The sequence below is a fragment of the Synergistetes bacterium HGW-Synergistetes-1 genome, assembly GCA_002839185.1.
Taxonomy (GTDB): Bacteria; Synergistota; Synergistia; order Synergistales; family Synergistaceae; genus Caenicola.
Genome location: PGXO01000004.1, coordinates 304,250 through 328,990, shown reverse-complemented (window position 1 = coordinate 328,990; position 24,741 = coordinate 304,250). Strand labels below are relative to the sequence as shown.

Genomic DNA, 24,741 nt, shown 5'->3' with positions numbered 1-24,741 from the left:
AATAGGTTCATACACCTTTTACTTTCCGCTCTTGATCTCACCGTGTTTTGTCAATATAGTGGCAGAGCCTCTGATTTTCATTGCCGATATGTGTTCTGTAAACTGGGCGATCCATACTTCCCCTTCGTCAAGTTTCTCAGTGTGCAGAAACCTGTTCTCGGCACCTCTCGTTACACCTATGACTGTAACTCCGTTCTCAAGCGCTTTCACCGCGATATAATCTCCACCGGTGAGGCGTCCTTCGCTCTCGCTCTGAGGCATGAATACCTCTCCTCTCGTCTGCTTTTGTTCGTCAGGAACAATATGCCCTGCCCTTTGATTGATCTATGATATCCGCACACAGTTTCTCGTTAAGGTCTACCTTGATCGACTTGAGCAAGGAGACAACTGTCTGTTCAGAATTAACTAATTTAAGCAGTACGTCATACTTTCCCGGATGTTTGCGAAGCAGTTTGCAGAGATCTCCATAAAAAACCTCTCCCAATCCATCCGCTTCAACAGTAATTGTAACATGTGGCACAAGGAACAACTGAAAATCTTCTTCAGGGTATACCTCATCGGCAAGTATGGAAAGTCCCCTGTCCTGTCTCACCTGTCCCCTGATAAAGTAAAGAGCTCCTATATTCAGAATTGGTTTGTATTTGCTCCACTGTTTCGGGAACATCACAGCTTCGATAGTTGCTTCAGAATCCTCAAAATCCAGGACTCCCATAGGGTCTCCTTTTTTTGTATAGCGCTCCTTATATGAAGTAAGCAGACCGGCTGTGACGACCTGCTGGTTACCGGCCTGCCAGAGCTGCATATCTGAGAATGAGCAGTTGATATAGTTCTTGATAATGGGGAAATAGTTATCGTAAGGGTGACCTGAAATATAAAGCCCCATGCTCTCTTTTTCAAAATCGAGCTTTCCCCTGACAGAAAAATCTTCACATTCATCCATCACCGGGTCGAGCACAGCATCCTCAACATTGTCGAAAAGAGAGCATTGATTGGTATCAGTACACCTTTTTGACGCGTACTCCAGAAACGAAGGCAGCGCGTTAAGAAGCTTTGCCCTGTTTTTTTCAAGGCTGTCGAAGGCTCCGGATTTTATGAGGTTCTCTATTACGCCTCTGTTTACCACCCGCGTGTCTATTTTCAGGAAGAAATCCCAGAAGGATTGAAATGCACCCTCTTTATCACGCAATTCTATGATGTTTTTTACTGCGCTGTGTCCTACCTTTGCAACTGCAGATAGCCCAAGCCTTATTATCTCTCCCGATGCAGAGAAATCTTCTTTGGATTCATTAATATCAGGGGGCAATACGGAGAAACCGGCCTCTCTCACACTTCTTATATACTGCCCCAGTATGCTCATTTTGGATCCAACTATGCTGGAAAGATACGCAGCAAGAAACTCCGGCCCGTAATTGGCTTTGAGCCAGGCGGTCCTGTAGCTTATAAGGGCATAGGCCGCGCTGTGAGACTTGTTGAATCCATATCCCGCAAATTTTTCTATGATGTCATAGATCTCTCCGGCTTTTCTTGCATCTACATTGTTTTTGACTGCACCGCCGATGAATTTCTCACGCTGTTCAGCCATGACCTCGACTTTTTTCTTTCCCATTGCCCTCCTGAGGAGGTCGGCTTCCCCAAGAGTGTAGCCTGCAAGTGCGGACGCGCTCTGCATGACCTGTTCCTGGTACAGGATGACTCCGTAAGTCTCCTTCATAGATTCTGCAAGTGCCGGATGGAGGAAGTGGACCGGTTCTTCCTTGTGTTTGCACCTTACATACTGGTCTGCCATTCCACTTTCCAGCGGTCCCGGTCTGTAAAGGGCGACAAGGGCTATCAGGTCTTCAAAACAGTCAGGCTTCATCCTTATGACCAGTGCGGTCATACCGCTGGATTCGAGCTGGAATACCCCCAGGGTGTCACCACGCTGAAGCATTTCGAATGTCTTCTGGTCATCCATCGGTATCTCTTCGAGGTCTATGGTCCCTTTGCCGTTGGACTTGATATTTTCCAGCGCCCCCTCAATAACAGAAAGCGTCCTTAACCCAAGAAAATCCATTTTTACAAGCCCCAGCTTTTCAACAGGATCCATTGAATACTGTGTCACTATCTGGTTTTCTCCGAATTTTCTCACCGGGACCATTTCAATTATAGGTTTAGGAGTAATGACGACGCCTGCGGCATGCTGCGAACAGTGTCTTGAAATCCCCTCTATGTTAGCTGATATGTCGAGGAGTTTCCTTACCGCAGGTTCAGTATCGTATATGGCCTTGAGGTCAGGGACTCCTGCAAGCGCCTCGCCTATGTTGGTAATCCCGGATTTAAGTGAATCGGGTATCAGCTTCGTGACTCTCCTAACGTCAGGAACAGTCATTCCTAATGCCCTGCCAACATCCGTGATCGCGCCCTTACTCTTCATCCGGTCGAAGGTAATGATCTGTGCTACCCTGTCACTGCCGTACTTTTGCACTATATACTCTATAAGTTCGTCCCTTCTTTTATCGGAGACGTCAGTATCGATATCAGGCATGCTTATGCGTTCCGGATTAAGAAAACGTTCAAAGAGCAGATTGTATTTGATAGGATCAAGGTCTGTTATGCCAAGTGACCAGGCCACCACTGAACCTGCTGCGGATCCTCTTCCGGGGCCGATCGGTATGCCCCTGTCCTTAGCAGCGGAGATGATGTCCGCAACTATGCAGAAATAGCCTGGAAATCCCATTTGTTCAATTACGCCGAGTTCGTAGTAAAGGCGTTCAATATAATTTTCCGGAGGGGAATCGCTTTTAAGTCTCTTTTTGAGACCCGCCTCTGCTGTCCTGCGCAGATAAGACTCCAGGGTCTCACCCTCGGGAAGCGGAAATTCAGGAAGGTAATAATGTCCCATCTCAAGTTTTACATCGCATCTGTCTGCAATTTTCTGCGTATTGAGAAGGCATTCAGGGATATCTGTGCCGAACAAGTCCCACATTTCCTGGGGCGATCTGTAGTAATAATCATTTCCCCTGAACCTGTACCTGTTCGGATCATCTACATTACTGTTTGTCTGGACGCAAAGCAGGACGTCATGCCACTCCGCGTCTGTTTTACGCATGTAGTGAACGTCGTTTGTTGCTATCAGAGGATAATTTCCTTTTTTTGCCATCTCGATCAAACTTTTATTGACGATGGCCTGCTCAGGGATGCTGTTGTGCTGCAGCTCAAGGAAGAAATTTCCTTCACCAAGGATGTCTCTGTAAAGTGCAGCTCTGGATAATGCGCCATCCGTGTCACCTTTCAGTATCAGTCCCGGTATCTCTCCGCCAAGACAGGCAGAGGCACCAATTATCCCCTTACTGTATTTCGAGAGCAGTTCATGGTCGATCCTTGGTTTATAGTAGAAGCCGTCTGTGTTCGCAACAGAGACTATCTTCATGAGGTTATGGTATCCCTCTTCATTTTCGGCAAGAAGTATAAGGTGGTACTGGTTTTTGCCCTCCCTGCAGGTGTAGCCGTTAGGGTCGACATAGACCTCGCATCCAAGAATAGGTTTTACTCCCTTAGCCCTGCATTTGTTGTAAAACTCCACACATCCGTACATGACTCCGTGATCTGTAATTGCAATGGAATCCATTCCCATTTCGACAGCAGCCGATGCAAGGTCATCACACTTATTTGCGCCGTCCAGCAGGCTGTATTCACTGTGGACGTGCAAATGAACAAATGGTCTGTCACTCATCAGTCAGCGCTCCCAAAATCATCAGTCTCGTTATCTCCGTTCGCATCCTTGACATAAAGAACTTCAGCCCCAAGCAATTTTATGATTCTGTCAGTGTCGGCAATGAGTGATCCCTTTGGAGCTTTGTCGCGGATATTTGAATTATCCTCCCCGACTCGGTTTTCAACAGGAAGGTTTTCGGGCATCACCGCAGAATTTTCCTTCCCGGCCGGGTCTTTTACCCCACAAAGTTCTTCCAGGGCCTTCGAAAGGAGCTTACGGTTTTGGGGCACCATAAGATATGTATGTGATGGTGAGTGAACATCGGAATCAAGTTTCCATTCTGAATCTTCTATTAAAATGCCGTTATTCAGCAGAGCTGCCCCAATTGCTATCCCCCTGTTTCCAAGCTTTGAAAGGAGTTTTGCATAGTTCTTGTCCGGCAGCTCTTCAAAAGAGGCCGCTTCTGTGGCTTGCAAAGGCGGAATATCCGCAACTCTTTCAGTGAGAGGCTTATGGACATTCGCTGTCGGTTCCGCCTGCCGGACCATGTGGTCCGGTCTTGGCTGCTCTGTCTCTGCTGATCGTAATCTCTCCTGAGGTTTGATGATTTCCAGAACCGAAGACAAAGTATCATTTTTCCCCTCGATGATGTTGACCAGCTCTAACATTATCAGTCCGGAAAAAACCTCCATGCGCATGCCATACCTTGCCCTTGGCAATAGGCTGTTGCAGAAAATGCAGGCGGACCTAAGCTTTTCTGCATTCCAATGCGGAGTTTCTTCCCTGAGGAACTTGCCCTCTTCTTCAGATATCTCAAGGGCTTCCATTCCCTTTTCTCCCCAAAGGGAGAATATCCACATGTCCCTGAATACTGCAAAAAGAGATTCCGTAAGCCTCTCTACTGAAATACCCCTGCCAAGCATTGCGTGGAGTGCTGAGTTTGATTCATTGGGATCAAGGCGGAGGTTTATTACCCATTTTTCCAGTTCTGTCCTGTTGCTTCCACCTGTCAGAGCCTTAACGCTTTCAAGGGTAAGATTTCCCTTTCCAAGAGAAACAGCCTGTTCAGTAAGTGACAGCGCATCCCTAAGTGCACCGTCTGCCTGCCTTGAAATTTCCCACACTGCTTCCATGTCGGCCTGGATATTTTCGGTGGTGCAGACATACGAGACTCTGTTGACCATGTCCGCCATGGATATCCTGTGGAAAGGGATGTGCTGGCACCTTGACCTGATCGTAACCGGCACCTTGTGGGGTTCAGTCGTTGCAAGAAGAAAGACCACGTTAGCGGGCGGCTCTTCCAGAGTCTTCAGAAGTGCGTTGAAAGCTGCTTCGGTAAGCATATGGACTTCGTCGATTATATACACTTTATAAGGGGCGATCAGTGGCTTGAGGTTGACATGACTCTTTAGGTCACGGATCTCATTGATGCCCCTGTTTGATGCGCCGTCTATCTCTATAACATCAAGATGCTCACCCTGGGCGATCGCTTTGCATGCTTCGCATTCACCGCATGGTTCACCGTCTGATCCGAGATTTTGACAGTTGAGTCCTTTTGCGACAAGACGGGCAGCAGATGTTTTACCGCAGCCACGCGGACCTGAGAAGAGATATGCATGACCAAGGTGACCTTCTTTTAAAGCTTCACGGAGGACGCTTACTGCTGCACTCTGTCCTACCATTTCAGAAAATTTCTGGGGTCTGTATCTTCTATAAAGTGAAATGTACATTCTACCCCTCCTATTCAGCTCTATCTATTTTACAGGAAGAACAAGAATTATTGACCTCAGTTTGTGTGAGTAAATATAAAGATCCTATGATCATCAGGCTATTCGTAGTAATCTGCCAACGGGTTATCCCTTCTTGCATCAGCAAGCGTCGTGATCACTCTATCTCTTATTTCAGGTATTGAGGGCATTTCTTCCGGCATTTCATTTTCACTCAATATTACCTTGCCCTTGATGATAAGAGTCTGATCTCCCGGGTCACCATGAACTGTCACATCATATGGAGCAAGTTCCAGCGCAAGGTTATCGTCTAGCCGTCTTTTGAGCTCGTTTAGAAATTTAATTGATCTATCACCTTCAGGCAAGTCAACAAATGTTTTACTATCAATGATCAAAACTGCCCTGCCATCCTTAACTGAGACCTCGGTCTTAAGTCTCTGGACAACATCCTTTCTGTCGACCTCTATTCCATTGTCTTTCATATACTTAAGGGCTGCTTTTACCCTCTCTTCGACTTCAGGGTGGGTCTGGAATATTCCCGGATCTACATAAGCTCTTTTCATACGTTCGACCTGGAGGCGTTCCATCGTTGTAAGCATTGCTGCCGGGTTATAGCCGGCTTTGTACATTATGTCTATTCCTCTTGCATCGGCCTCTTTTTCAAGCTCTATACTGTATGCTCCCATTATCGCAGTCTGAATAGCGCTTGACAGCATTGCGGCAGCCATTCCTCCGCCCTGGGTCGCAGCTATCATTCCTGCCAGTGTCAGCAGATTGAGCCTGTTGTTCCGCGCAGCCTGAATTATGCCATGTGCTCTGTCGGCGTGTACGAATTCGTGAGCCAGTATCGCTGCTGTCTCATCCTCGCTCTTAAGGAAATCAAGCATTCCAGTAGTAATGTAAGTAAACCCTCCCGGAAGTGAAAAAGCGTTTGGATCCTTCATCTCCAGGATCTTCACGTAGTACTGAAGATCTCTCTGAAGATAAGGCGTCAACTTGTTTGCGATCATCGCAAGTTTTGCCTCTCGAGATGGGTCATGAACGCGCGGTATTTCCTTCTCGACCTGCTCGGCTGTCTTCTTCCCTATCTTTATCTCTCTTGAGATGGTCTTATCCGTAGGCTCTGGGGAGGCAGCTGCGAATGACTGTGCAGTACACAGGAGGAGCAGCGAAAAAACTGCCATGATAAAAAGAAAAGATCTTCTCAACATCTTATCCCCCCTTGAACGATGGTGGAACAGCGATTGCAGTTGTAAAAATCGGCTGAGCTGTTGCTGAGCAATGGCTGAGCGATCGCTGAGCAGTTGTAGAAACTTAAAAATCTTTTACCGAGTCATCCAGCTATGCTTCTATCTCCGTAATCCACGTATACCTCTGGTGTAACTACCAGCCGATTCGCGCAACTCGCAACTCGTTGGCTCTCTGGCCGTGAGCGGTGATCCAGTTTCTTTTGTTTAAATCTTTAAATGCCTGTAATAACCTAAGTTCTAAGCCGCTGGATTCCCGATTGGATCATTCTGGAACGACAGTGATTTTGAACCTCCGAGGCCTTGGACCGCAATTCTCCGCCTGCGGTTATCCCGCCTGCCTTTACGACCGCTCAGCTACTGCTTAGCTACTGCTCAGCCATTGCTCAGCTGTATTATTATTCGTAATAATCCGTCAAAAAATTCTCTCTTCTCGCCTTTGTAAGGGCCTTTATTATATGGGCCCTTATATAAAAAAGGTTCGGCATTCCATCGGTGAGGTCTTTCTCGTAAAGCAGAGGTCTGCCTGAGATCAAAATCGCTTTGGTGCCAAGTATATTTTGCACCTGTATGTCATATGGGGCTGTCTCAAGTTGCAGGTCTCTGTCAATTCTGGATTTGAATACTTCGAATATGTTATCAGTCCTGTCGTTCTTCTCTGCACTCATAACCTCCGTGTTGTCAATACTTAGGATTATCCGGCCTAAATGATCCTTAGTACTTACCCGAAGTATGTTCAGTACACTCTTTCTTTTTATATCTATGTTGTTCTCTTTAAAGTACTGTAATAATAGCGCCACTCTTTCTTCCATGTCTGTATTGGCCTGGATCATATCTGTCTGGACAGGGTCAGTCAGTCTTTTCTCGTCATTTCTCTTCAGGAATTTCATCGTTTCCATTACTGTCTCCAATGGTTTGAATCCGCTCTTGTACTTAATGTCTATGCCTCTTACATAAATCTGTTTGAGTCTTTCCATCCTCATCCGCTCCAGAAATGTCAGCAGGGCTGCCTTATTATTTCCTGCTTTTTCAATGACATCAAGAACCTTAAGATCTGTCTCTTTTTCCAGGTCTATGTCATAAAAGTTAATGACAGCCCTGTTGAGATATGCTCTGACCATGTTACCTGCCACCTTGCCACTTTGAGTCGCCGCAGCAACTTCTGCCATGGTTTGAAAATCTATCTTCTCATTCCGGGATGACTGGACAAGCCAATGAGAAAGATCAGAGTGGGTAAATTCACGCGCAAGGACTGCGGCTATCTCATCTTCACTTTTAAGAAATTTAAGCATTCCTGTCGTTATGTATGTCAGTCCTCCGGGCAGGGAAAAGGCATGAGGGTCATTTCTTTTTATTATACGAACTTCGTAATTAAGATCCCTTCCCATATGCGGTGAGATCCTTGCAGTAAGATATGAAAGTCTGTTCTCAATTTCAGGGTCCCTGACCCGGGGGATCTGCTTCTCTACCTGTTCTGATATGTTTTTTGTAATCCTTTGTTCCTTTTCTCTGATATCATCAGAGGTCAGGTCTTTATCAGAGGCTGGGCTCTGAGAAATAAAGACAGCAGATATCATTAGGACAGCGAAAATCAGCATCAGGAACTTCTTCATTAAGTTTCCCCCTGGAGTTGTTATGACATTTGTTTATTCTAGCTGTTCGTTTCTAATGAAACAATTGGGGGAATTACTGCAATATATTGCTGTGGGGAATTGCGGCTTTGAAGCCGCGGAGAATTTGTCGTGTGTACGCGACGGAGAATTTGCGGCGAGTATCATGCCACGGTGAATCTGCAGCTTTTTAAGCTGCGGTGAATGAAAGATTTGTGGCTTTTCAAACCACGGATAAATTACGAGAAATACACTCGTGAGGAAGTTGCAGCAAAGATCAAGCTGCGGTGAATTTGGCGGGCGTTTCATCCGCCGGAGAATGAAGGCTTGATCTTTAAGGACCAATTCACCGCGGCATAAACATTGCCGCAAATTCACCAGCGACGAATGTCGCGAATCCCCCGCAGCCTTGAGGCTGCAATTTCCCCGGCGGATGGCCCTTACGGCCGCCGGGACTTACTTAAGGAACTCTTTGACTGCTTCCATATTATCAGGCTTGGCAGAGCGGACGATCTCGCCTTTCTTGAGTTCAAGAAGCGCCGGAAGTTCTTTGATACCCAGTTTTTCGACCATCCTTGCGTTTCTATATCCATCAATAAGTGCGATCTTGACTCCGCTTTCCTTAGCATATTTTTCAGCTTCGACCTGAAGGTTGATCTGATCCTGGTCGATGCTCGACGTCAGAAGGGCGTAGACATGTTCTGGGTCGATCAGCACAGAACGGAGGTGGAGCTGTTCCGTAATGTAGGAATATGCAGCCATGGAGGCAACAGCGCCGTCACCTGCAGCAGTGACGACCTGGCGCAGGTACTTTTCACGGATGTCACCGGCAGCAAATATTCCCTCGACAGATGTCTCCATTTTGTCATTAGTGTCTATCCAGCCGCCTCTTGTCTGTTTTACTACAGACCCAGGCTCGCCAAGATAGGATACGTTAGGCTCAGTGCCAACAAAAATGAATACTCCTGCAACAGGAAGATCTGAGACCTCTCCTGTTTTGACGTTCTTCAACACTAATTTTTCGACAAGCCCTTCACCCTCGATGGATTCAACAACGGAGTTCCAGATCGGTTCGATCTTGGGATTTGAGAGAGCCTGCTCTATCGCGAGCCTGTCCGCGCGGAATTCATCGCGTCTGTGGATTATATATACCTTTGATGCAAAGCGGGTAAGGTAACCTGCCTCTTCTACCGCGACATTTCCTCCGCCTATTACCGCAATCGTTTCGTCTTCAAAAAATGCAGCATCGCAGACAGCACAGTAACTTACTCCGCCGCCTGTAAACTCGGCTTCGCCTTTGCAGCCGAGCTTGCGGAAGCTTGCTCCTGTGGCAAGGATTATCGCTTCGGCTTCAACTTCGCCTTTATCCGTCAAAACAATCTTGCTTCCGTTCCGGATTTCGATTCCTGAAACTGTGCAGTCCCTGAATTCTGTTTTAAAATGTTCGGCATGCTTCCTAAAGGAAACACCAAGATCTGAACCAGATGAATGTATAACACCGGGCCAGTTTTCTATCTCGTCAGTGATGTTGATCTGACCTCCAGGGATGCCTTTCTCGAGAAGCAGCACATCAAGGCCGGCGCGGCGGCCGTAAATCGCTGAGGTGAGACCTGCGGGTCCCGCTCCAATTATGACAAGTTCTCTTTTTTCCATAAAAAACGCTCCTTCACGAAAATATTATTTGTCTGATATAACTTTCAGAATTCTATACTATCTTTAATTCTTTTTCCACGTCAGGTGTCTTAATATGCCATTATAATCAAATATCCTGTTCGTAAGAACAAAATTCGACGGAGCTATCGACAAAAGGGTCTTCGCCTGATCGTCTCCTGCTATCTCAAATCCTATTGAACCTCCATCTTTGAGCAATCCGGGTAAATGAATAAAAAAGAGCCTGTACAAGTCTGCTCCGTCCTCTCCCCCGTCAAGAGCCTCAATGGGTTCGTGATCCTTTACGTCTGACATTAGCCCTTCAACATCTTTGGAAGGAATATAAGGTGGATTGGCAACTATGAAATCAAGCGATCCGGGCACTATGCCGCAAACAGAAGGGTTAGAATTCAATATCAAATTAAATCTTGATTTCAATTTGTATTTATTGGTATTTATAACTGCCCAATTTAAAGCTTCTTGACTTGAGTCTATACCGTAGCCAAATAAGTTGTTATTTTCCAGAAGCAATGTTAAACCAATGCATCCGCTTCCCGTACACCAGTCAGCGAACATTGAAGCATCAGGACAGGCTCTCAGCATTTCTTCGACCAGTAATTCCGTTTCCGGCCGAGGTATGAGGCAGCCTTCACCAACTTCAAACGGTCTGCCGTAGAATTCTGCCTCCCCCAATATATATGAGAGCGGCACTCTCTTAGAACGCATTTCTGTCATAGACAAAATTCCCACACATTTCTGCGCGGGAATTGCCATTTCTCCTTTTGTTATCAAGAGAGCTCTCTCAATATCAAGAACTTTTGATATTATGAGATCAACAGCATAGAAGGGCCTCTCTATTCCTTCCCTCAGAAGTATACCAACACATTCGGAACGAAGTTCGGAGAGTTTCAAATTTCACACCTTAAACAGTGAGCATTTTGAGTTTTTCTGCCTGATCCGCATCAGAAAGGGCACGGATCAGCTCATATATATCTCCATCCAAAATTTGATCCAGTTTGTAGAGAGTAAGGTTTATTCTATGGTCCGATATTCTGTTCTGAGGATAATTATAGGTCCTGATGCGCTCTGAGCGATCGCCTGTGCCGACCTGGCCCTTTCTTTCCGCGGCCATTACGTCATTCTGTCTCTGAAGTTCGGCATCATAGAGCTTCGTCCTGAGGAATTGCATCGCTTTTGCCCTGTTCTTGATCTGGGATCTTTCGTCCTGGCAGGTAACAACTATTCCTGATGGAAGGTGGGTTATCCTGACGGCTGAATCTGTCATGTTGACGTGCTGTCCACCTGCTCCGCTTGAGCGGTATGTATCGATCCTGAGATCCTCCGTTCGAATTTCTATATCAACATCCTGAGCTTCGGGCAGAACTGCAACAGTTGCAGTAGAGGTATGTATGCGGCCGCTTGCCTCTGTCTCCGGGACGCGCTGTACTCTGTGGACGCCGCTTTCGAACTTCAGACTGCTGTATGCGCCTACACCGTCGATCCTGAATACTATTTCCTTGTATCCGCCTATGCCGGTCTCGCTTCCGGAAATTATCTCAGTCTTCCATCTCTCACGTTCAGCAAATCTTGTGTACATGCGGAAGAGGTTCGCAGCAAATAGTGCTGCCTCGTCTCCTCCTGCTCCGCCTCTTATCTCAATGATGACGCTCCTGTCGTCATTGAGGTCCTTGGGGAGAAGGAGCACCTGTATATTCTTCTCCAGATCATCGACCTGTGCTTCAAGAAGGGCGAGCTCTTCTTTGGCAAGCTCTGCCATTTCTTTGTCATCTGCAGCGATCATTTCCTTAGCGTCATCTATTCCTTTAAGAACTGACTCATACTTCATAAAAGCATCAACGATCTTCGAAAGATCAACATGTTTCTTTCCAAGAGACTGCATCTCCTGTTGATCGTTTGCCACATCAGGGTCTGCCATACGCGCCTCGATCTCTTTATAACTTTTTTCGATCTCTCTAAGCTTATCCATTAATTCCATCTAAGATCACACCACCTGTTTAAGTTGCAGGATAATTATTCCTGCATAAAGCTGCAGCTGTGCTGCCGCGGTAATCGGTTGCAAATCAATTGGGAGGGGCTGCGGCAATAGCTGTGCCACAAGAATCTATTGGTGATCAATTGGGAATCAATTGCAAATCAGTTGTGTAATCCTAAAATCTTACCAATTGACTTCCAACCGATTTACAATTGATTGCCAACCGACTGCCGTGGCGCGGTCTATGCCACAGGTCTTACCAATTGACTCCCAACCGATTACCCATCGATTTCCAATTGACTCCCGCCGGAATCCTGTCCGGCAGCTTCCGGGTTCAGAGCCAGGTCAAGCGCTGCGAGGGCTACCTCTATCTGATCCAGCCTCGGTTCCCTTGTCGTTATGTACTGCAGCGAGAGAGCGGGCATTATACAGTATCTGCCCCATGTTTCAGAGTTTGAGGCTCCTTTTATAAATTCGTACGATATGCCTATAACAAAGGGCAGCAACAGCACCCTGCTCCCTATCCTCCACAGAAGTGAGCCTCCCCCTATGGCAGAGAATACTATTATGCTTACAAAGATCACTACAAGCAAAAAGGATGTACCGCAGCGCCTGTGAATCCTTGAAAATTTTGCTACACTTTCAGGCGTGAGTTCAGCATCATTCTCGTATGCATTTATCGTTTTATGTTCCGCTCCATGATAGGCGAATACCTGCTGTATGTCTTTCCAAAGCCCTATCATTGCAACGTATCCCACAAAAATTACTCCCCTGAGGATACCTTCCATTATATTCTTAGAAAGATGGGTAAGTCCTAAAAGGAATGTCAGATATTCAGAAACCAGCATCGGCAGCGCAACAAAAAGACCCGCAACGGCAAATATAGCAACTGCAATAGCACCTGCCATCTCAAGAGGCGATATTTTATCCTCTTCGCCGAGACTGATCTCGGCAGAAATGGACAATGCCCTCATGCCTATCCTCATCATCTCGACCATGGTGGCAAAGCCTCTGATAATTGGATACTTCCATATGCCATTTTTGAGCCAATCTGAACCAAGCCAGGCTTTAAGCCATATAGAACCGCCCGGTTCTCTGACTGCCAGTCCCCAATGTTCCGGGCCTTTCATAAGGACTCCTTCTATAACCGCCTGTCCGCCAACGGGTATCCTTTTGGGAACAGCAATAAAAGCGGATAATATTATCCGCTGTAAAGCAATATAAATTTTCATTCAGACAACATCTTCTCCATGTTCTCGTAGGGTTCGTTGCAGGAATGGGCCTCTTTGCATACACCTTCAACAACACATGAAGGTCCGGCCAGATCAAATATTTCAGGGGCAGCATCCCTTGCCAGTATGAGCATTTTCCGGGCAAGTTCCCTTATTTCCCACTGAGCTCTCCTGCAAAGCCTCAGGGAGAAAAAATGATGTAGTTCACGCGCATTCATAGTCATCACAAGCCTGGTCTCAGTTCCATGAGGCAGGATAAAACGGGAGTCCTCCTTGGAGATGCCAAGATCGACCAGTTCTTTATAACAGTTCCACGCATCTTCGATCTGTTTCATGAATAGTGCGTGTGCTTTTTCATTATTCAGTACCGAAGGAGGCACTATGCATGTCTGTCCGGACATGGCAACATATCTCTGGCTCTGCTGAGAGTAGCTTGCAAGTCTGTGTCTCACAAGCTGGTGGGTAGCTACCCTGCTTATGCCCTCAACAGCAAAGGTGAAAGATATATGCTCAAATGGTGAAAGATGCCCTGACTCACGAAGCATTTTAAGAAAAGAGACCGTTTTTTCTCTGTCGAGTCCTTCAAGTATGTCCACAGCTCCTGAGGGGCTGTAACAGATCTTGGCGGCAGCGGCAACTATCCTGGCTGCATCAGGTGTACTCGCGATCAATTCAACTTCAATAGGCAAGGAGACAGCCTCCTTTCATCAGACAGGATATCGATATGACAACAGGCTGTAGTTACTAGAAAAACGAGGGGAGCCGATTCGCTCCCCTCGTGGGTAAAAGCTATTCTTCTGTACCCTCTGTTACGTTCTTCTGTCCGTAGTTCACGCCTGCGTATTTCTGACGGAATTTCTCAAGTCGTCCGGCTTCTATTACGCGGCCCTTCTTGCCAGTGTAGAATGGATGACATGCGTTGCATACCGCGACCCTCATGTCCCCTGTAGTAGCCCTGGTTTCAAAAGTATTGCCGCAGGCGCAGGTCACCTTGCAGGTTTCGTATTTTGGATGTATATCCTTTTTCAATGTATTGCACCTCCAGATGTTCTGATACGTCTAACATACAGCTGTATATTATATTGCAGGTTTCAGAAAGACGCAAGCAAATTTACACACTATTTTCCCTATATATTTTATTGAAGGAAGATGGAGAAGAATTTGCTAAGCGGTCGTAGGTGCGGGGAATTTGCAGCCTCAGGGCTGCGGAGAATTCGCGGCATCCGCCGCTGGAGAATTTGCTCGCTTCGCATCGCGGAGAATTCAGTCTTTAATATTCATGGTCCAATTCCCCGCGCATTTAACAACCGTTTGACGGCTTTTCTCACAATCGCAGCAGTTGTAGAATTTAAAAACCTTTAAACACAAGCCACTGGATTTCCGACGGAGGCATTCGGGAACGACGGTGCTTTTTGATTCTTGATCAAAGTCTCAATTCCCCGCCGGAAGGGTCTTCCGGCAAATTCTCCGCAATGCGAAGCAAGCAAATTCTCCGCAGGACAAAGTCCTGCAAATTCCCCGCAGCCAAAGGATGCAATTCCCCGACCCTGCTCTTGGCTTCTACAACCGCTAAGCCACTGCTCAGCTACTGCTCAGCCATCGCTCAGCCGTTCCTTGAAAACCACAGCTTCATCATTGTTTCACGCCAGCGTTATTCTGGCAGTTTCACAAAGGTATTCGCTGTTTCACGCCGGCGTTATTCCAGCAGTTTCACAATTTTATATCACACTTTGCTGAGGGAACCGCCGCGCTTTGGTTCTGCCTTAACAGGTACACTCAGGACATCTACGCTTTCCATTACTTCGACCAGCCTCTTCTCCAGCCTGTCAGCATCTTCTGCCAAACACTCGCAGACTATAGAGTCATGGATCTGCAGGACTGTCTTCGCACCTTTGAATTCTTCCTTTACTACCTTGTCAAACCTCATGATGGCAACTTTTGCAATGTCAGATGCGGCGCTCTGGATTGGCGTATTGACTGCCACCCTGTCTATAGGGTTATTTCCTCTTCCCGCTGTCGTGGCTACTTCAGCAAGAGGCCTTATCCTGCCAAATATTGAACGGGTATATCCCGCTTCCTTTGCTTCCTTCACGCTCTTTTCAAGATATCCCTTAACATTGGGAAGGACGCTGAAGTACCTCTCAACCATACTCGCTGCCTGCGGCCTGGATATTCCCAGCCGCTGCGCAAGACCGTGAGCCCCCATCCCATATAGGAGACCGAAGTTGACGACCTTCGCAAATCGCCGCTGTTCCTGGGTTATCTTATCCGCAGGAAGCCCGAAGACCCACGATGCTGTCTCCATGTGTACGTCACGCCCTTCTGAAAAAGCGCTTATCAGCCTTTCCTCACCGGATAAGTGGGCAAGAACCCTCAGCTCGATCTGTGAATAGTCCGCCGCTACAAATATCTTTCCGTTATCTGAGGGAATAAAACAATCCCTGAATCTGACAGCCCATTTGCCGAAAAGCGGCATGTTCTGCACATTTGGGTCTCTGCTTGAAAGACGGCCCGTGCCGGTCGAAAGGTGGTCAAAAGTAGAATGGATAAAACCATCCCCTTCTGAAGCTATAGATAGGAAGGGCTGGACAAATCCGGAAAGTATTTTAGCCTCTTCACGATACTCGATAATTTTGTTTGGAACGTCACAAAGCGGCTCAGGGAGCCGTGCCAGTTCTTCGAGAACGCTCATGTCAGTTGAGTAGCCGGTCTGTGTTTTCTTTAACGGAGGCAGGTGAAGATGCTCAAAGAGAAGCCATCCTACCTGCTTTGGTGAATTAAGGTTAATTCTTTCTCCCACTAATTTTTCTATGTCTGTTTCAGTTTGCGCTATAGTTTTCTCCAGATCTTTCCCCATTGAGGCTAGTTTGGTGACATCTGCAAATACACCATTGCGCTCAAGATCAGCCAGTGCTACAGAAAGCGGAAGGTCAAGCTCCATCATGAGCTTGTCGAGTCCGAACTTCCTCATTTCCGGCTCAAAAGCATCCCACAGCGCGAAGAGCTCCCTTGCAAGGTCTATCCCCTGCGGAAGTTTGCGTCCCAGGGTCTTTTCAATGGAGCTTCCCCCACGGTCAGGATGGAGAAGGTAATGTGCTATCTCAACGTCCCTGATCTTCTTCGTTGGAGGAAGGGGGATATTAAATTTTGAAAGCAGATCCCTGTAACCGAAGAGAGTCAAAGTACCTCGTTTGCACCATTCTGCCCACTTCTCCGTCTGTTCGGGGTCACCTAGGTCCAGATATGCGGTCCTCCCCTTTCTGTCAAAGAGGCAGAATATTTTCTTATCCCTGTCGGCAGGTGCCAGGGCAAGCTCAACAGCCTTGAACAGCTCTTCGTGGGCGGCCTCCACACTGTCAGGCCTATCCCCGATATCGACGATCGGAGTGACAGCAGGTACTTTTGTAAGTACATTGCTGACCGGTTTCTTCTGGACCTTTGCGCTGTCGGAAATTTTTGCATGCGGCAGAATACGTTCCAAAAGCCTTCTAAGGCTCAGCCTTGTGCATAGTTCAACAAGAAGGTCTTCCTCAGGTCCCTTCATTACAAGCTCTTCAAGAGGAACGCTTTCTGTTATCTGGGGTATTATCAGGTCCCTGCTTGAATAGGCAAGTTTTGTGTTTTCCTCAAGCTTTGACCTTCTCCCCTTGGGCACCTCTTCCATATTTTCAAAAATGCCTTCCAATGACCCGAATTTCCCGATCAGTTCTTTGGCGGTCTTTTCTCCTATTCCGGGGACCCCGGGAATATTGTCGACGGCATCGCCCACTAAAGCAAGGTAGTCAGCCATAGACTCAGGTTTAAAACCGTATTCTTCAATAAAAAGTTCCTTGTCGTAGATCTTAAAGTCGCTTACTCCTTTTGTCGGACGAATAATTTTGATATTTCCGTTTATGATCTGAAAAAGGTCTTTGTCGGCAGAAAAAATACTGACGTTCCATCCTTCATCGGAGGCTTTCTTTGCGGTAGATACGATATAATCATCAGCTTCCATGCCTTCCCTGATAAAAACAGGAATGCCCATTGCCTTGCTTATCTCAATTATCAGCGGCATCTGGATTTTAAAACCTTCAGGAGTAGGCTTTCTGCCCTCCTTATACTCTTTGAAAAGTTCATGACGCCTCGTAGGTCCCTTTGGGTCGAAAAAGAGCCCTACCCTGTCCGGGCTCCATTTATCAAGTCCGTTCAGAAGCATCGTTGTAAATCCCAATATAGCGTTGGTAGGGGTTCCGTCAGCTGCGGACAATGTCTCCGGAAGCGCGTAAAAGCCCCTGAATGCAAGTCCGTGCCCATCTATCAGAAGCAGGTTTTTACTCATATTTACCATCCTCTTTACCTGTAAAAAATATCTTGTGCTTTATATAATTCACATTGTAAGGGTAAAGGAGAGGAGAGACAATGTCAGGGCACCGAGAGGCGCCCGGTGAGTCAATTGGGAATCAATTGGTAATCAATGGGGAATCAATGATTATAAGCGGCAACGTGGACCCTGCCGCGGAAGTCGATCGCTGATCAATAGCAAATCAATAGGGAATCAGTTGGAAATGATTGGCAAGGTCTAAGATACACCAACAGATTTGCAACTGATTACCAATCGATTCGCAACTGACTCCCACGGGCACTCTCCTTGCCACTGCCATATAAGGCCGTTTGGCGACTCAGTACTTCTAAACCAGACAGTAGTGGGCCAGTCTCCTTTGGCATTCTTCCGGGCCCAGCTGAGCTGCCACCTCAAAAACTCCCGGGCTTACCTTTCTTCCGGTAAGGGCCCATCTGAGCGGGAGGGCGACCTCTTTCATGCTGCTTTCGTTGGTTTCGACCCATGATTTTGTGAAGGTTTCCAGTACTTCAGGTGTAAAGTCAGGGGCATTAATGAGCTCCCCGTAGAATTTTTTCAGTACAGGGCGGCGTTCTTCGTTAATATCGTCCGCCTTGTATCTCTCTTTAACTGCATCAAAACTTATAAAGTAGTCGCTGTATTCGGCAAGCTGAAGTGTAGTCTGGCCCCTGCCGCCCATTGCCTGAAGTGAGGAAGCAAGGTAGTCGTCGGAATAGCTGTTGATGTCAAACCCAAGGTCCTTCCAGAACGGCTTTATTATCTCCAGGAGCTTGTACGGATCCATTATTTTCATCTGTTCCTGGTTGATGTGGTTCAGCTTGTCCATATCAAGGACTGCCGGTTTCTTTGTTACCGAGGAGAGATCAAAGTTTTTTATAGCCTCTTCCCTTGTAAATATCTCCTGTCCGTTCTTCGGCGACCAACCAAGAAGGGCAAGAAAGTTGAACACGCCGTCGGGAAGGTATCCAAGATCGTTGTATTCGAATACACTTGTGGCTCCCTGGCGCTTAGAGAGCTTTTTTTTATCTTTGCCAAGTATCATCGGAAGGTGTGCAAACTTTGGCGCCTCGAACCCGAGGGCCTGATAGATCAGCAGTTGCTTAGGCGTATTGATAATGTGGTCTTCTCCGCGAATGACCATGTTTATGTTCATAGTATAGTCATCAATAACGACAGCATAGTTGTATGTAGGCATACCATCCCTCTTGAGGATTACTATGTCCTTGATGGTCCCGTCCTGATTGACAGAGGCATTTTCGCTCAGCACCTCGATGTGTCCATAGACTTCATCATCAAATGTGACGAGTTTGCCTGAAGGGACTTTAAAAAGTACTGCGCCGTCTTCTTTGTAGGCAAGTCCGGCATCAAGGAGCCGGTTTGCGTATTTAGTGTAGGAATCCATGCGCTCTGACTGTCTGTAGGGACCGAACTCCCCCGGCTTATCGGGACCTTCGTCCCAGTCGAGGCCCATCCATCTCATCCCGTCCATTATCGACTGCTCGTATTCAGCAGTTGAACGTTCCTTGTCTGTGTCTTCTATGCGGAGGACAAAGGTACCCCTGGTATGGCGTGCATACAGCCAGTTGAAGAGTGCCGTGTGCGCTCCCCCGATGTGCAGTGACCCTGTGGGGCTTGGAGCAAATCTTACGCGTGTTTTTAAGGACATTCTATAAACCTCCGGTAGTTTGTGATTATTTGTGGCATGGCAGCCTGCCACGTGAAGCTGCCGGAAAATCATCCGGCTGCTTCCGACGGGAATTGATCGGTAATCAATTGGAAATCAGTTGTAAATCGATTGTTAGGAGCCGCGGCAATGGCTGTGCCGCGAGATTCTATTGGTAATCAATTAAAAAATCAACGGCAAATAGATTGCAAATCTATTGCGAATCGATTGGTGATCAGTTGCAAATCTGTTGGTGTATCTTAGACCTTGCCAATCACTTCCAACTGATTTTCTATTAATTTGCAATTGATTGCCAATCGACTGCCGTGGCGCGGTCTATGCCACAGGTCTTACCAATTGACTACCAACCGATTTGCAATTGATTCCCGCGGCTTGATCCTAGCCGCAGGCCCTACACATTGACTACCAACCGATTTGCAATTGATTCCCGCGGCTTGATCCTAGCCGCAGGCCCTACACATTGACTACCCACCGATTTGCAATTGACTGACGTGGTACGAAATATGCCACAGGCCCTACCCATTGATTCCCAACCGATTTCCGACCGATTCCCAATTGACTCCCGCGGCACGCCCCTAGCCGCTTCACATCTTATTCTGACGGCCCCAGGAATCCTTAAGGGACACAGTAAGGTTGAATACGGGTTTTTCCGGCGTACTGTCGTGATCTGCGCAGAAATATCCATGGCGCATAAACTGGAACTTGTCCATTGGCTTCGCATCAGCAAGGATCGGTTCAACCAACGCGTCCTCAATCACTACAAGAGAATTGGGATCAAGATAATCTTTGTAGTCTTTGCCCTCTTCCATGTCACTCATGTTTTTTAGTGTAAAGAGATGGCCATAGAGGTTGACCTTTGCTTTGACGGCCTCTCCGGCCCATGCCCAGTGGAGCGTGCCTTTTATCTTCCTGCCGTCTGGCGCATCTCCTCCGCGGCTGTCCATGTCAACAGTGCAGCGGAGCTCGACGACCTCTCCCTTTTCATCCTTGACAATGTCCCTGCACTTTATTATGTATGCATATTTGAGGCGCACTTCTTTGTCAGGAGCGAGCCGGAAGAAGCCCTTAACAGGTTCCTCCATAAAGTCGTCCCTCTCGATGTATATCTCTTTTCCTATTGAGACCTTCCTGTTCCCGGCATTTTCATCCTCAGGATTATTTTCTGCATCCAGTTCATCCACGAAGCCCTCGGGCCAATTTTCAAGGACCACCTTAAGAGGACGCAAAACTGCCATGCCGCGCTGTGCTGTCCTGTTGAGCTCTTCCCTGAGGCAATAATGCAGAAGTTCCACTTCTACCATACTGTCAGCTTTTGCAACACCTATCTCTTTGCAGAAGCGCCTGATCGACTCAGGTGTATAGCCCCTGCGCCTGAAACCGCATATGGTGGGCATCCTGGGATCGTCCCATCCTGAAACTATACCTGTTGTGACAAGCTCAAGAAGCTTGCGTTTGCTCATAAGCGTGTATGTCAGATTCAAACGTGCAAATTCATACTGACGCGGGACATGCGGTACATCTACGTTATCTATGAACCAGTCATAGAGGGGGCGATGGTCCTGGAATTCCAGCGTACAGATGGAGTGAGTTACTCCTTCTATTGCGTCTTCGTAGCCATGAGCGAAGTCATACATCGGATATACACACCACTTATCTCCTGTCCTGTGGTGGCTTCTCTTCAATATCCTGTATATAACAGGGTCCCTCATGTTAAGGTTGTTGCTGGACATGTCTATCTTAGCGCGAAGAACTCTCGTGCCCTCTTCGAATTCTCCGGCCGTCATTCTTTTGAAAAGATCAATGTTTTCCTCTACGCTTCTTTCCCTGTATGGAGAATCCTCTCCCGGTTTTGTTAATGTGCCTCTCTTTTGCCTCATCTCTTCGGCGCTCTGATCATCAACATAAGCCTTGCCTGCATTGATCAGGTCGAGGGCCCACTGATAGAACTGATCGAAGTAATCAGATGCATACCGGAGGTTAGCCCATTCAAAACCGAGCCATTTTACATCGTTCATTATCGATTCTACGTACTCTGTTTCTTCCTTCGCAGGATTCGTGTCATCAAAACGAAGGTTGCACTTTCCGCCAAACTGCTGTGCAAGTCCAAAATTAAGGCATATCGACTTCGCGTGGCCTATGTGCAGGTAGCCGTTAGGCTCCGGCGGAAAACGGGTAACTACACTCTCTGTAACCCCATTTTCAAGATCTTTCGTTATTATCTCTTCAAGAAAATTAAGATTTCTAGATCCTTCATCAAAAGCCATTGATTATACCTCCAAGATCGCTTTCTATATTTCCAAATAAACGTCTGTCAAAAGTTCAGTTTACCATTAGTTTATATCTTATGCCATCACTGAGGTGAATTGCGATGCCATGCATCGCGGTGAATTTGCAGCGATAACGCTGCGGTGAATTCACAACGCTTTGCGTTGCGGAGAATTTGCTGAATGTAACATTCAGCGGAGAATTGGTTAATGAATCATTAAGATTTAATTCACCGCGACATAAGTTCGTCGCAAATTCACCAGCGGCATGGTTATTAAGTTGCGAATTCTCCGCAGCCCAGAGGCTGCAAATTTTCCGTGGCCAAGGCGCCACTGTCCTCCCGCCCCTACGACCGCTCAACTATTGCTCAGCAACTGCTCAGCTATCGCTCAGCCACGTTTTAAAACGCCGCCACTTCCATCGATATTTTTATACCTTCATATACAACGAGAAGAGTCGCAACTGTGGTAAGTATTATAAATAACCATACTCCGGAATTTTTTATCCTGACCTTTTTTTCGAGCAGTTCCATTACTTTCCAGCAGAGCGTTACACCAAAAACCCGCATCACCAGGACCGTTGTCCAGAAAGCTGCAAAATTGACAGACTGTGCCCACCAGGAGATGCTGAAACCGGCGTTAAGCCCCTTGAAATATCCCCAGGGGAAAAAAATATGTGTAACCAGAGCTACCACCAGAAAGGCCCTGAATATCGACCAAAGCTGAAGCATTGACCTCGGAGCCCCGTTAAAGTCAGGGAGCTCGCAATTTTCTAGCAATGAGCAGCCGAATCCGGCGTTGCTGTGAGGTATCTGACTGAATATCACAAAGATAAAAATAAGCGTCCCTGCCAGTGAAAAGGGAGCTGATGGAGTCATGTGCAGCGCCGTCGTGAAGACGTTCAGGCTGAATGGATCGCCCTGGATCCCGTTAGCTGAATAATAAAAGGCTATAGATATAAACGCAGCCATCATTGGAACAATAAGTTTGACAAGCTCCCTTATCATTCTGTTAGCTGTGATCTGTGCATCAGTTGTACCTAATGAGAATATCGCCAATATTGCCAGTGTTTCAGAAAGAGCTGCAAACTGGAGGATCTGAATCAGATCTCCTCCGTTGTCCATTATCGGCAAAAATGAAAAAAACGGTATGCTTGCTGCAATTGGAATAAGTGCGGCTAGAGCAAAGCATGGCAGGTATGTTGAGAGCCTTATCACTGAAGCTTCAGGAAGGCTTATTGGCATAGTCATCGATTTGAATATGTCACGAAGAGGAAGCAATGATACGATCATGCCCCTCCTGCTTAAACTCCTGCCGGAAAAATATGTGTGTGTACTCTCTGCAAAAAGGGCGATCATCAACGTGACAAGCATCAGTACCCATGATGAAAAGTACCCCAAAATATTAAATAATATGTTCTGCATAGCTTATTCGACCCCGCTTTTCGAAAAAAGTGCTACAGCAAAAAGCAGGAAAAGCAAAACAATAGACAAGATATGAGAAAAAGGAAAATCGAACCATGGCTGCATGATCCTGCTTCTAAACGAACTCACTATCTGCTCAAAAAAACCCTCATCAATATCTCTTTCACATCCACGCATCATTTTTTTGCTTACGAGGCTGCCACCGGTATTTTTTTTGATAATGAACGTCAAAAGGCAAAAAACTCCTGCGGAGAGAAGGTAAATTTTTAGCCAGGCAGTGAAATTCCATATAAAATATCCTGTTTCCAATGTCGAAATCATTCAGAAACCCCTCCCTGATGGATCGCGTTGACCAGCTGTCCCCTATTGAGCAGGGAATAGACAGAAGGTGAGACCATAGAGTTGATAAAAAGCGAGGGAGTTACTGTGGAATAAAAGAGAAAAGCGAAAAGGATTATCAGCGGAACTATCACCTGAACATCGTCATTTCTTATATTTTCAGAGTTCTCCGATGGCTTGCCGAACATCACTTTTGAAATGTAACGGATAGATATCAAAAGCATAAGCAGGGCGGATATCAGAAGAAATATCGTCAGAAGCGGTGTAATGTAACTCGAAGACCTGTAAAGGAACTGTTTTGAAGGAAAGCCGACAAATGGCGGGAGTCCGGCGATCACACAGACTGCAAAGAAAAATGCAACACCTGAAATAGGTATCTTTCTAAAAAGTCCCTGCTGCTGCCATAATTCACCTTCAGCTGTCTTCTGCTTCAATGTGCAGCAAACAAACGAAAGGGTCGCTGAGACAGGCAGGAAAAGGATCCAAAGCGCGACCATGCTCTCGATCGCCCCAAAACCATACTCTGCAGCAGCCTGAGCTGCGTATGTTCCGCTGATGCTTATTCCCATTGAGATGACCAGGAACCCCTTCATGAACAGCTCTGCTGCCTCAGCAAACTTCACAGGATCTTTTTCATTCGCAGTCAGGATCAGGGATACGACAAGCAATATCAAGCCAAGCATGATGAATAGATTCGGGATCTTTTCCAGTCCGTGAAGGGGACCGTAGAGGGAAAATACGATCCTGAAAACCACAAAAAGTGCCGCTTGTGCCCGTATTGCAAAAAATACCCGTCTTGAACCGTCGGTTACATATGAAGATGACTTTACAAACATGAAAAAAAGCGGAACGATGAGAAGTGCATACGCAAATTTTTCATTTGTTCCCAGTTTTATCATTGTAGATAAAACTGCGATATTCGTTGTCTTATAATTATAATAAAATAGCCCAACTCCTGCCAGGAACATAAGCAATGCTGTTGATCTTGAAAGGTAATACCAGACAAGTTCTTTTATTTCTTCCTTTTTGGTCAATATTCCATGGAAAAGTCCTGATGCTCCGATCTGTGAGATAAGTATGAAAATAAAGAGTGAGAATAAGTCTCCTGAGTAAAAGATCCCCTGTATTCCTGCAAGTGTTGTGAGAAAAAAGCTCACCTTTGAAAGGTTGATCGTATCATTCTTGTCAGCCATGGCAGTAAGTCCGGCAATAAAGGCTATGCAGCCCATCAGAAAGGCAGACATCGCGCCAAAGACATCTACCTGAAGCACTGCCTTAATAAGCATCGGACTGTCAGGAGAGAGAGTTTGGGACCATCCGCCGCTGCTCAGAACAAATAGTTCCGTTCCGCCCTTTCCCATACTTGTCCATACCGACCACGTAAGAAAAAGGTTGGCCGATAGAACGGCAAGAAAAAATATCTTTAAAAACCTCAAATTAATTTCGCAGACACATTCTTCATATTTATGCCAGCATTTGATCCTTTTGTATATATAAAAACCAAGAGGAAGAAAAGCTGCGGCTAGTGGCAGCAACAG

General features: G+C 46.6%; 17 protein-coding genes. All 17 read right to left on the bottom strand.

The genetic code is table 11. The features are described from left to right. Positions 1 to 18: 18 nt before the first annotated feature. A complete protein-coding gene (locus CVV54_05105; GenBank protein ID PKL04843.1) occupies positions 19 to 261 on the bottom strand; it encodes a trp RNA-binding attenuation protein MtrB in 243 nt (80 codons plus the stop codon). Positions 262 to 292: 31 nt separating this feature from the next. Continuing rightward, positions 293 to 3,712, bottom strand: a complete 3,420-nt coding sequence (locus tag CVV54_05100; protein ID PKL04842.1) for a DNA polymerase III subunit alpha — start codon at positions 3,710 to 3,712, stop codon at positions 293 to 295. Next, entirely contained in the window at positions 3,712 to 5,424 is a 1,713-nt protein-coding gene (locus tag CVV54_05095; GenBank protein ID PKL04841.1) for a DNA polymerase III, subunit gamma and tau, read from the bottom strand. Before CVV54_05095 ends, CVV54_05100 begins: the two co-directional genes overlap by 1 nt. A 98-nt stretch (positions 5,425 to 5,522) precedes the next feature. Further along, the gene (locus CVV54_05090; GenBank protein PKL04840.1) at positions 5,523 to 6,632 is read right to left on the bottom strand and encodes a peptidase M48; all 1,110 of its coding nucleotides are present in this window, start codon (positions 6,630 to 6,632) and stop codon (positions 5,523 to 5,525) included. Between the two features lie 434 nt (positions 6,633 to 7,066). Continuing rightward, the gene (locus CVV54_05085; protein PKL04839.1) at positions 7,067 to 8,281 is read right to left on the bottom strand and encodes a hypothetical protein; all 1,215 of its coding nucleotides are present in this window, start codon (positions 8,279 to 8,281) and stop codon (positions 7,067 to 7,069) included. Positions 8,282 to 8,734: 453 nt separating this feature from the next. Next, on the bottom strand, positions 8,735 to 9,931 hold the full coding sequence (gene trxB / locus CVV54_05080) for a thioredoxin-disulfide reductase (protein ID PKL04838.1): 1,197 nt from the start codon (positions 9,929 to 9,931) through the stop codon (positions 8,735 to 8,737). Positions 9,932 to 9,994: 63 nt separating this feature from the next. Beyond that, the gene (prmC, locus tag CVV54_05075) at positions 9,995 to 10,840 is read right to left on the bottom strand and encodes a peptide chain release factor N(5)-glutamine methyltransferase (GenBank protein ID PKL04837.1); all 846 of its coding nucleotides are present in this window, start codon (positions 10,838 to 10,840) and stop codon (positions 9,995 to 9,997) included. 10 nt (positions 10,841 to 10,850) lie between these two features. After that, complete coding sequence (locus CVV54_05070) at positions 10,851 to 11,924, bottom strand: peptide chain release factor 1 (protein ID PKL04836.1); 1,074 nt, start codon at positions 11,922 to 11,924, stop codon at positions 10,851 to 10,853. 275 nt (positions 11,925 to 12,199) lie between these two features. Then, entirely contained in the window at positions 12,200 to 13,153 is a 954-nt protein-coding gene (locus CVV54_05065) for a DUF1385 domain-containing protein (protein ID PKL04835.1), read from the bottom strand. Next, entirely contained in the window at positions 13,150 to 13,842 is a 693-nt protein-coding gene (locus CVV54_05060; GenBank protein PKL04834.1) for a thymidylate synthase (FAD), read from the bottom strand. Before CVV54_05060 ends, CVV54_05065 begins: the two co-directional genes overlap by 4 nt. 100 nt (positions 13,843 to 13,942) lie before the next feature. Next, positions 13,943 to 14,182, bottom strand: coding sequence for a 50S ribosomal protein L31 (locus tag CVV54_05055; protein ID PKL04833.1), 240 nt, complete (start codon positions 14,180 to 14,182; stop codon positions 13,943 to 13,945). A gap of 694 nt (positions 14,183 to 14,876) precedes the next feature. Next, on the bottom strand, positions 14,877 to 17,471 hold the full coding sequence (locus CVV54_05050; protein PKL04832.1) for a DNA polymerase I: 2,595 nt from the start codon (positions 17,469 to 17,471) through the stop codon (positions 14,877 to 14,879). Between the two features lie 349 nt (positions 17,472 to 17,820). Continuing rightward, positions 17,821 to 19,158 carry a glutamate--tRNA ligase gene (gene gltX / locus CVV54_05045; protein PKL04831.1) on the bottom strand — a complete coding sequence of 446 codons (1,338 nt, stop codon included), beginning with the start codon at positions 19,156 to 19,158 and terminating at the stop codon, positions 17,821 to 17,823. A gap of 602 nt (positions 19,159 to 19,760) precedes the next feature. After that, positions 19,761 to 21,440, bottom strand: a complete 1,680-nt coding sequence (locus CVV54_05040) for a glutamine--tRNA ligase (protein ID PKL04830.1) — start codon at positions 21,438 to 21,440, stop codon at positions 19,761 to 19,763. 401 nt (positions 21,441 to 21,841) lie between these two features. After that, positions 21,842 to 22,864 (bottom strand): hypothetical protein, encoded by a 1,023-nt coding sequence (locus CVV54_05035; GenBank protein PKL04829.1) that lies wholly within the window; start codon positions 22,862 to 22,864, stop codon positions 21,842 to 21,844. Between the two features lie 3 nt (positions 22,865 to 22,867). Further along, positions 22,868 to 23,185, bottom strand: coding sequence for a hypothetical protein (locus tag CVV54_05030; protein ID PKL04828.1), 318 nt, complete (start codon positions 23,183 to 23,185; stop codon positions 22,868 to 22,870). Beyond that, positions 23,182 to 24,738, bottom strand: coding sequence for a hypothetical protein (locus tag CVV54_05025; protein ID PKL04827.1), 1,557 nt, complete (start codon positions 24,736 to 24,738; stop codon positions 23,182 to 23,184). Before CVV54_05025 ends, CVV54_05030 begins: the two co-directional genes overlap by 4 nt. Positions 24,739 to 24,741: the final 3 nt, after the last annotated feature.

Excerpts from the sequence above, each read along its gene's own strand:
- CVV54_05065 (PKL04835.1), bottom strand. The coding sequence starts at position 13,153 with ATGAAAATTTATATTGCTTTACAGCGGATAATATTATCCGCTTTTATT.
- CVV54_05030 (PKL04828.1), bottom strand. The coding sequence starts at position 23,185 with ATGATTTCGACATTGGAAACAGGATATTTTATATGGAATTTCACTGCC.
- gltX (PKL04831.1), bottom strand. The coding sequence starts at position 19,158 with ATGTCCTTAAAAACACGCGTAAGATTTGCTCCAAGCCCCACAGGGTCA.
- CVV54_05070 (PKL04836.1), bottom strand. The coding sequence starts at position 11,924 with ATGGAATTAATGGATAAGCTTAGAGAGATCGAAAAAAGTTATAAAGAG.
- trxB (PKL04838.1), bottom strand. The coding sequence starts at position 9,931 with ATGGAAAAAAGAGAACTTGTCATAATTGGAGCGGGACCCGCAGGTCTC.
- CVV54_05050 (PKL04832.1), bottom strand. The coding sequence starts at position 17,471 with ATGAGTAAAAACCTGCTTCTGATAGATGGGCACGGACTTGCATTCAGG.
- CVV54_05095 (PKL04841.1), bottom strand. The coding sequence starts at position 5,424 with ATGTACATTTCACTTTATAGAAGATACAGACCCCAGAAATTTTCTGAA.
- CVV54_05105 (PKL04843.1), bottom strand. The coding sequence starts at position 261 with ATGCCTCAGAGCGAGAGCGAAGGACGCCTCACCGGTGGAGATTATATC.
- CVV54_05090 (PKL04840.1), bottom strand. The coding sequence starts at position 6,632 with ATGTTGAGAAGATCTTTTCTTTTTATCATGGCAGTTTTTTCGCTGCTC.
- CVV54_05040 (PKL04830.1), bottom strand. The coding sequence starts at position 21,440 with ATGGCTTTTGATGAAGGATCTAGAAATCTTAATTTTCTTGAAGAGATA.
- CVV54_05100 (PKL04842.1), bottom strand. The coding sequence starts at position 3,712 with ATGAGTGACAGACCATTTGTTCATTTGCACGTCCACAGTGAATACAGC.
- CVV54_05085 (PKL04839.1), bottom strand. The coding sequence starts at position 8,281 with ATGAAGAAGTTCCTGATGCTGATTTTCGCTGTCCTAATGATATCTGCT.
- CVV54_05035 (PKL04829.1), bottom strand. The coding sequence starts at position 22,864 with ATGCAGAACATATTATTTAATATTTTGGGGTACTTTTCATCATGGGTA.